8 protein-coding genes are annotated in these 8,292 nt (G+C 71.8%); 3 read left to right on the forward strand and 5 right to left on the reverse strand.

The annotated features are described in order from the left end of the window. Window positions 1-133: 133 nt before the first annotated feature. Entirely contained in the window at window positions 134-835 is a 702-nt protein-coding gene (locus GT354_RS06930; RefSeq protein ID WP_237534452.1) for a peptidase E, read from the reverse strand. A 180-nt stretch (window positions 836-1,015) separates the two neighbouring features. On the opposite strand from GT354_RS06930, the gene GT354_RS06935 reads away from it, so the two are divergent. Further along, window positions 1,016-1,996 carry a zinc-binding dehydrogenase gene (locus GT354_RS06935; RefSeq protein ID WP_161355341.1) on the forward strand — a complete coding sequence of 327 codons (981 nt, stop codon included), beginning with the start codon at window positions 1,016-1,018 and terminating at the stop codon, window positions 1,994-1,996. A gap of 402 nt (window positions 1,997-2,398) precedes the next feature. Here GT354_RS06935 and GT354_RS06940 read toward each other — a convergent pair whose 3' ends face one another. The 3 genes from GT354_RS06940 to GT354_RS06950 form a co-directional block, all read right to left on the reverse strand. Next, window positions 2,399-3,577, reverse strand: coding sequence for an FAD-dependent monooxygenase (locus GT354_RS06940; RefSeq protein WP_161355342.1), 1,179 nt, complete (start codon window positions 3,575-3,577; stop codon window positions 2,399-2,401). Window positions 3,578-3,899: 322 nt separating this feature from the next. Next, the gene (locus tag GT354_RS06945) at window positions 3,900-5,342 is read right to left on the reverse strand and encodes an amino acid permease (RefSeq protein ID WP_161355344.1); all 1,443 of its coding nucleotides are present in this window, start codon (window positions 5,340-5,342) and stop codon (window positions 3,900-3,902) included. Window positions 5,343-5,518: 176 nt separating this feature from the next. Further along, complete coding sequence (locus GT354_RS06950; protein ID WP_161355346.1) at window positions 5,519-6,301, reverse strand: enoyl-CoA hydratase-related protein; 783 nt, start codon at window positions 6,299-6,301, stop codon at window positions 5,519-5,521. A gap of 305 nt (window positions 6,302-6,606) precedes the next feature. Between GT354_RS06950 and GT354_RS06955 the strand changes: the two genes are divergently transcribed. Both GT354_RS06955 and GT354_RS06960 read left to right on the forward strand, forming a co-directional pair. After that, window positions 6,607-7,116, forward strand: a complete 510-nt coding sequence (locus GT354_RS06955; RefSeq protein ID WP_161355347.1) for an inorganic diphosphatase — start codon at window positions 6,607-6,609, stop codon at window positions 7,114-7,116. A 170-nt stretch (window positions 7,117-7,286) separates the two neighbouring features. Continuing rightward, window positions 7,287-7,976 (forward strand): HAD family hydrolase, encoded by a 690-nt coding sequence (locus tag GT354_RS06960; protein ID WP_202511587.1) that lies wholly within the window; start codon window positions 7,287-7,289, stop codon window positions 7,974-7,976. Window positions 7,977-8,028: 52 nt separating this feature from the next. On the opposite strand, the gene GT354_RS06965 is transcribed toward GT354_RS06960, so the two are convergent. Beyond that, window positions 8,029-8,292: amidohydrolase family protein (locus tag GT354_RS06965; protein WP_161355349.1), on the reverse strand; the 264-nt coding region annotated here is incomplete at its 5' end.

The following is an 8,292-nucleotide window of genomic DNA, read 5'->3' on the forward strand; positions in this document are numbered from 1 at the left end:
GACCTCGATCGTGCTCGCGAAGCCGGCACGGCCGTGCGCCCGCGCGACGGCGCGGCCCACGACCGACTCGACGCTCTCGATCACCGCGGCGTCGAGCCCCGGGCGCGCGCGGCGACGGAGGCCCGGGGCGAGGTCACAGCAACATGGTCGGCAGTACGGTCTCGCGTGCCCCGGCCGGTCCGCGCTCGACGCGATACGCGTGGGCGTTCGGGCGTTCGCTGACGAACCCGTGCACGTCGCCGTCGATCAAGTGCACCGCGACGCCGTCGTCCAGCGCGTAGCCGGGCGCCAACTCGCCTGCCCCGACGGCCGCGTGGTAGGCGGGGCGGCGCTCGGCCTCGCCGTCGTAGTGCGGGCAGACGCTGCCCTGGGCCCAGCCCAGGCCGTCCGCGAGCGCGCGCAGCCCGGGCCCGAACGAGTCGGTGACACCGCCCTCGAACCAGCACAGCGCGCCCGCGCTGATCCCGCACACGACCAGGTTCCGGCGCGCCGCGCGCACCCGAAGCGCGGCGTCGAGACCGTGCAGGCGCCACAGCGCGAGCAGGTTCGCGGTCGAGCCGCCGCCGACGTACACCACGTCCACCGCGTCGAGTGTGTCCACGAGCTTCGCGCCGGTGCGCTTGAACAAACTCAGGTCGGTGGTGTCGCAGTCGAGGCGCCGAAACGACGCGTGGAATCTGGCGAGATAGCTGGCGGAGTCGCCGGACGCGGTCCCCACGAAGCACACCGTCGGCCGCGGCCGTGCGGCCAGGCCCAGGACGTACGCGTCGAGCGCCGAGACCCCCTCGTTGGTCGAGAATCCGCCGCCGCCCATGGCCACCAGGTGAATCGTCATCGGGACATGGTGCCCGATCGGCGCGCCCGCGTCGCGTCGTTCCCGGGCGGTCGGCGCACGGCCTCACCGAGGGGGCCGGCGGACGTTCGTCGGCGGCAGGTGCGGTCCTTGACATCAAGTGCCCTTGAGGTTTCAAGCTGTTCGCACGCAAGGCGACCCACCGCACCCCTGGAGATTTCGATGCACGCGATTGTCCTCGACGAGTTCGGCCCGCCGGAGAACCTCCACCTCGAAGAGGTGGCGACGCCCGAGCCGGGGCCGGGACAGGTACGGATCGCCGTCGAGGCGGCCGGGGTTCACCTGGTCGACACGGCGCTGCGCAGCGGCAGGGTGGAAGGTCCCTTCCCGGTCCCGCAGTTGCCCGCGACGCTCGGCCGGGAGGTGGCCGGCGTCGTGCACGCGGTCGGCCCCGGGGTGGACCCGGCGCTGGTCGGCACGCGGGTGGTGGCCCACCTCGGACACGCGAGCGGCGGTTACGCCGAGTTCGCGCTCACCGACGACACGGCGCTCATCCCGCTCCCGGACGGCTTGTCGGCGCAGGTCGCGGTGGCGATGGTCGGGACCGGCCGCACCGCGCTGGGCATTCTGGAGGTCGCGGCGGTCACCGCCGAGGACGTCGTGCTGGTCACGGCAGCCGCCGGTGGGCTGGGGACCCTGCTGGTCCAAGCCGCGCGCGCCGCGGGTGCGTTCGTGGTGGGCGTGGCGGGCGGCCCGGACAAGGTCGAGGCGGTGGCCGAGCTGGGCGCCGACCTCGCGGTGGACTACACGGCCGAGGACTGGCCCGCCACGATCCGCCGCGGACTCGGCGGGCGTTCGGTGACGGTGGCCCTGGAGAGCGTGGGCGGCGCGAACGGCCGGGCCGCACTGGACCTGGTCGGGCGCGGCGGCCGGCTCGTGACGTACGGCTGGTCGTCCGGCGGGGCGATCCCGGACCTGGACGAGGTCGCGGCCGCCGCGGACGTCGCCGTGCTCAACCCGCTCGGGCCGCGGATGGCGAACCGCCCGGGTGGTCTCAAGGCGTTGGCCGAGGTCGCCGTCGCCGCCGCCGCGGCGGGCGAACTGACGCCGATCGTCACGACGTTCGCGCTTGCCGAGGCCGCTGCCGCGCACACCGCGCTGCTGGAGCGACGGACGACGGGCAAGGTCGTACTGTTGCCGTGACGAAGGACGGCGCTGTCGGCGCTGCCTGTCGGGAGAGGGAAACGCGGCACCGTCGGGCAGCGTCGATGGGCAGCGCGGCCGGGAACCTCTCGACCGCCGCGACGAATTGCTCCGGGTGGTCGACCTGCGGACAGTGTCCCGCGCCCTCGACCATCGCGACCGTGCCACGCACCATGCCCGTGTGCGAGTGGCTGGGTGTGCCGGTGGTCGATGCTCGGTGCTCGGTGCTCGGTGCTCGGTGCTCCGTGCCCGGTGCACGAGAGGCTCGGTGCGCCGGGTGTTCGACGCTCGCTCGGTGTGCGAGTGGCTCGGTGTGTCCGTGGCCGGTGTAGGAGTTTCGGGCGGGCGAGTGCTCGCCGAGTCGGTGCGCGGTGGTCCCGAGCGCGCCTGCCCGGCGGGTGGTCACCGCTCCGTGCGGTCGACGCCGTCCACCGAGTAGGACTCGCGCTCGTTCAGCTCCTGTGGGTCCGGGCCCGCGGCGAGCCGGTACGACGCGGCGACCTCGACGCGCTCGGCCGATCGCGGCGCACCCGGGGCCGGCCGGCGCAACTCCTCGTACGCTTCGAGCGCCTCGACCGGGTCGGCGTGCCGAGCGAGTGCGCGCGCCAGCACCCGCGCGTCCAGGATCGCCTGCGACGCGCCGTTCGAGCCGATCGGGAACGCCGCGTGCGCGGCGTCGCCGAGCAGTGTCACCCGCCCGTCGGACCAACTGGGCAGCGGCTCGCGGTCGACCATCGGATACTCGTACGCGACATCGGCGTTCTCGATCACCGACGGCACATCGAGCCAGTCGAAGTCCCAGTCGCCGAAGTGCCGCGCGATCGTGTCCAGTTCGACCGGTCGGTGCCAGTTGCCGAACTCCGTCGGCTGGTCCGTCGACGGGCGAGCCGCGACCCAGTTCAACAGCGCGGGCCGATCGCCCTCGGCCGCCCGGATCGGATACGCGACGAACGTCTGCTCGTCGTCGCCCACCACGGTCGTCGAGCCGTCCGCCACCGGGGCCGGCGCGGGCGACGTGCCGCGCCACAACACGAGGCCGTTCCAGGACGGCGGGCCCTCGTTCGGGTACATCAGCGCGCGCCCGGCCGAATCGATCCCGTCGGCGGCGATCAACACGTCGGCCTCGTCGGTGACGATGTTGCCCGCGGGGTCGCTGAACTCGACGGTCACGCCGCCGGCGGTCTGCGCGTAGCCGGTCAGCCGCAGCCCCGTGCGCAGCGACTCGGCGCCCAGCCAGGCGAGTTGCGCGCGCAGCAGCAGCATCTGCAACTCGCCGCGATGGACCGAGAACTGCGGCCACGCGTAGCCGGCCGCCAAGCCCAGCGGCTCGGTCCGGATCCGGCCGCCGGAGCGGTCGTAACCGGCCAGCTCCACGCTCTCCACCGCGATCTCGGCGAGGTCGTCGTACAGACCCAACTCGGTCAACTCGCGGACGGCGTCGGGCAACAGGCTCATCCCGACGCCCAGTGGGCGGATCTCCTCGACCGCCTCGTACACGGTCACATCGGTGATACCCGCCGCGTGCAGACTCAGGGCTGTGGCCAGCCCGCCTATACCGGCTCCGGCGACGACAACGCGCACGAGTGCCCCTGTACGAGTGGTTGGGATGTTGTCGGACGCAGGGTACGCGCAGACCGGCCCTCGCCGCATCGCGGGGTGGCCGGATCGAGGGCCGGCCGGGAATCGCCGCCGCCGCACCGAACAGTGCGGCGAGATCCGCCCTCGACGACGGACCGACCGCGGCCGACTTCGACCCGTCCGGGCACGACGTACCCGGGCAACCGGGCAACGGCGTACCGCTGTCGACGCAGCCCTTCGACGTGGGCGACGGCGCGGGCGACCCGACCGGATCAGGCGCCGGAGGAGTGGGCACCGCACTGTCCGTTCGGCACGGCGGTCGAGGTCAGAAGCGGCCCGCCGCGCGCTTGCGCGGAGCGCGGCGGCGGGTCTCGCGCACCAGCGCGAAGGCCGACACGATCGCGACGACGACCACCGACGACAGCAACTGCGGGCGCGCGTCCGCGTCGAACAGCATGAGCACGCAGACCACGCCCAGGGCGACCAGCACGAACCAGGTCAGATACGGGAAGCCCCACATCCGCACGATCAGCCGCTCGGGATCCTCGCGTTCGAACCGGCGGCGCAGCACGAGTTGCGACGCGGTGATCGCGAACCAGACGAACACGAGCATCGCGCCGACCGAGTTCAGCAGGTGCTTGAACACCTGCTCGGGCCACCACACGTTGAGCAGCGCGGCCACGAAGCCGAACGCCGAGGACGCGAGCACGGCGGTGCGCGGCACGCCGTTGCGGGCGACCCGGGACAACGGCCGCGGGCCCTCGCCGCGTCGGGACAGCGAGAACGCCATCCGCGACCCGCCGTACAGCATCGAGTTCAGCGCGGACAGCAGGGCGGTGAACACGACGACGTTCATCACGTCGGCCGCCCCGGGGATGCCGACGACCTCCAGGACCGAGACGTACGGACTGCCGAGGCGGTCCGAGTCCCACGGCAGCAGGGTGGCGACGATCGCGACCGAGCCGATGTAGAAGAGCAGGATGCGCCACACCGCGGTGCGCACCGCGCGGGCCACGTTGCGCGCGGGGTCGTTCGACTCGGCCGCGGCGATCGTGACGATCTCCAGACCGCCGAACGAGAAGGCGACCGCGAGCAGGCCCGCGACCACGCCGTCCCATCCGTTGGGCAGGAAGCCGCCGTGCCCGGTCAGGTTGGTGAGCCCGGGGGCCTCGGTGTCCGGCAGCCACCCCGCGATCGCGAGCACGCCGAGCACCAGGAACGCCACGATCGCCGCGATCTTGACGGTCGCGAACCAGAACTCGGACTCGCCGAACGCTCGCACGGTGAGCAGGTTCGCGCCGGTGAACACGAGCATGATCGCCAGCGAGAACACCCAGATCGGTACGCCGGGCGCCCAACCGTGCGCGATCGCGGCGGCGCCGGACGCCTCCACCGCGAGCACGACGGTGACCATCCACCAGTACAGCCAGCCGACCGTGAAACCGGCCCACGGCCCGAACGCGACCTGGGCGTACTCCGAGAACGAGCCGCTGCGCGGCACGGCCGCGGCCATCTCGCCGAGCATGCGCATGACCAGCAGCACGAGCACGGACGCGAGCGCGTACGAGACGAGGATGCCGGGCCCGGCGGTGTGGATCCCGGCTCCGGTGCCGACGAACAGCCCGGCCCCGATCGCGCCGCCGAGCGCGAGCATCGTCATGTGCCGCGGCTTGAGCGTGTGGCCGAGCCGAATCGCGTCGCCGGGGTGTGGTGCGTCGTCGGGGGCGACGGGATCGGGCGGGCTGTCGGGGGTCGCTGAGCTGGTCATCGGCGGCGCTGATCCTGGGGACGGGAACGGTGGTGCGAAGCAGTATCGCGCAGTGCTTCGCAAACCGTGACAAGCCGGCCGTCGCCGGAGTCGGTGGGCTCGACCTCAAAGCCCCGGCCGTGGAGTGCCAGAGCCCCGGCCGGGGGCCGGAGTCCCGTCCGTGGTGCCGCGCCGGGTCAGCCGTCCTGCGCGTCGATCGCCGCGAAGTCGGGCTCGCGGCGTTCGGCGAACGCGGTGAGCGCCTCGATGTTGGCGGGCTTGCCGAGCAGGCGACCGAACGCGGCGTCCTCGCGGCGGCGGGCCGCGGTCACCTGATCGCCCATCGCCTCCAGGACGACCCGCTTGCACTCGATCAGCGACGAGATCGACTTGGCGGCGAGGATTCGGGCGTGACGCATCGTCACGTCGAGCAGTTCGTCGGCCGGGCAGACCTTGAACACCAGGCCCATGTCGAGGCATTCGGTCGGGCTGAGCCATTCGCTGCTCAGCAGGGCCCACATCGCGTTCTGCCGTCCGAGCAACTGCGGGAAGGTCACCGAACTGGCCGCCTCGGGCGCGACCGCGAGCGACGTGAACGGGCACTTCAGGCGCGCGGTGTCGGCCATGAACGCCAGGTCGGCGAAGCCGAGAACGGTCGCCCCGATGCCCAGCCCCAGCCCGTTGACGGCGACGAGCAGCGGCTTGGGGAACGCCTGGACCTGGTCGATCATGCCGCCGAAGCCGTACGTGCCCTTGATCTTGGTCCCGCTGTTGTGCTGGGCCATCTCGATCAGGTCGGTTCCGGCGGAGAACGCCCGCCCGGCGCCGGTGAGGACGACCACCGCGACGGTGGGATCGGCGGCGGCGTCGATCAGTGCCTCGGCGGTCGCGTCGTACAGGGCTTCGTTGAAGGCGTTGAGCGCTTCGGGGCGGTCGAGCGTGATGGTCCTGACGCGGTCGGCGTCCTCGATCCGGATCACGGCGGCTCCTATGGCGTCGGTGTGGGGCGGCGGGGCGGGCGGCCCGGGGCCGGGGTGGGCGGCGCGGATCGAGTCGGTATGGGCCCTCGGGTGGGATTCCGCGTCGACGGACAGGAAACCTTACTTAGTTGACCGGGTCAAGGGTTGGGGCGTGATGTGGTGTTCGCTCGGTATTTGTCGGGCCGTTGTCCCGTGTTCGGCGTGCGTAACGGCCCGGTGGCGTGGGAAGGTCCACGTCGGTACGTCAGGAATGCGGAATGCCGCGCATATCGGGTCTTGATCCATTGGGCCGTAAAGGAGCCGTCGTGGAGTTCGACGTCGTCGTGGAAATTCCTGCGGGTAGTCGGAACAAGTACGAAATGGACCGGCGCACGGGACGCATCAGGCTCGACCGTATGTTGTTCACATCAACCGCTTATCCAGCCGACTACGGATTCGTGAACCGCACTCTGGGCGGCGACGGCGGCCCGCTCGACGTACTGGTGCTGCTCGACGAGCCGACGTTTCCCGGCTGTGTGATCCGCTGTCGCACGATCGGCATGTTCGTGATGAGCGACGAACAGGGTCCCGACGAGAAGGTCCTGTGCGTTCCCGCCCGCGACCCGCGCCGGCAGGGGATACAGGACATCGGTGATGTTCCCCTGCATCAGCTCAACGAGATCGCGCACTTCTTCGAGGTCTACAAGGATTTGGAACGCGGCAAGTCGGTGGACGGGTCGCATTGGGCGGGACGCGACGCGGCGGAGAAGGAGATCGTCGCGGCGTACGAGCGGCGCGAACTGGACTCGGGTGATTGGCCGTTCGAAGGACGATGAGACGCGAGGCCGGCGTTCGCGGCTCGGCGGTCTCGGGCCGGCCTCGTCGGTAGGGCGGTATCGGGCTCGGGACGGTGTTCGCGGGTCGACGGTCCGGGGTCGGGGAGCCTCGGGCCGTCCGCTCCGCCCCGCCGAGTCCGCCCGCCTGCCCGGATCGTAGGCTCGTGCCCATGACGCGAACCGGGTTCGAGTTGGTGATCTTCGATTGTGACGGCGTCCTCGTGGACAGCGAACGCATCGCGGTTCGCGTCGACGCGCAGATCATGGCCGAACTGGGCTGCGAGTTCACCGAAGAGGAAATCGTCGAACACTTCGTGGGCAGTTCGGTGGAGACGTACACGGCGCTGGTCGAGGAACGGCTCGGGCGCAGCCTCGCCGAGGACTGGCACAAGGAGTTCTCGCACCTGTACCGTGCCGCGTTCGACGCCGAACTCACCGCCGTGGACGGCGTCTTCGAAGCCCTCGCAGGCATCGACCACCCGACGTGCGTCGCTTCCAACGGCCCGCACCACGGCATCGAGCGCAACCTCGCGCTGACCGGTCTGCACGAGCACTTCGACGGACGCGTCTTCAGCGCCCAGGACGTCTCCGAGGGCAAGCCCGCCCCGGACCTGTTCCTGCACGCCGCCCGCACAATGGGCGTGGACCCGAGCCGGTGTGCGGTGATCGAGGACAGCGCCTACGGCGTGCAGGCCGCCCGCGCGGCCGGCATGCGGTCCTTCGGCTACGTCGGCGGCCTGACCAGCCCGACCCGCCTGGCCGGCACGAACGCCGTGCTGTTCGACGACATGCGCGCCCTCCCGGCTCTGCTGCGCGACGACACGGAAGCGATCTCGGGGTCGAAGGGCCCCCACGGGTGACGTCCTTCCCCTGATCGTCCTCACCCGATCCCGAGATCGTCTCCGTGCTCGGTCAGGCCCGGTGCACCACGCGGCCGGCCACCACGGTCGCCGCCACCGGTAGTTCGGGCAGGTCGTCGGGCGGACAGGTCAGTGGGTCGCCGCCGAAGACGGTCAGGTCGGCGTACCGGCCGATCGCGATGCGCCCCGAGATCGCCTCCTCGCCGGCGGCGTAGGCGGCCTCGGTGGTGTAGCCCGCGAGGGCCCGGCGCGCCGAGATGCCGGCGGACGCGCCGTACGGGGCACGGTCGCGAGCGCCCGCCGGGCGACGAAGCTG

It is taken from the genome of Streptomyces sp. SID3343, assembly GCF_009865215.1.
Taxonomy (GTDB): domain Bacteria; phylum Actinomycetota; class Actinomycetes; order Streptomycetales; family Streptomycetaceae; genus Embleya.

Excerpts from the sequence above, each read along its gene's own strand:
- GT354_RS06930 (WP_237534452.1), bottom strand. The coding sequence starts at position 835 with ATGACGATTCACCTGGTGGCCATGGGCGGCGGCGGATTCTCGACCAAC.
- GT354_RS06935 (WP_161355341.1), top strand. The coding sequence starts at position 1,016 with ATGCACGCGATTGTCCTCGACGAGTTCGGCCCGCCGGAGAACCTCCAC.
- GT354_RS06945 (WP_161355344.1), bottom strand. The coding sequence starts at position 5,342 with ATGACCAGCTCAGCGACCCCCGACAGCCCGCCCGATCCCGTCGCCCCC.
- GT354_RS06960 (WP_202511587.1), top strand. The coding sequence starts at position 7,287 with ATGACGCGAACCGGGTTCGAGTTGGTGATCTTCGATTGTGACGGCGTC.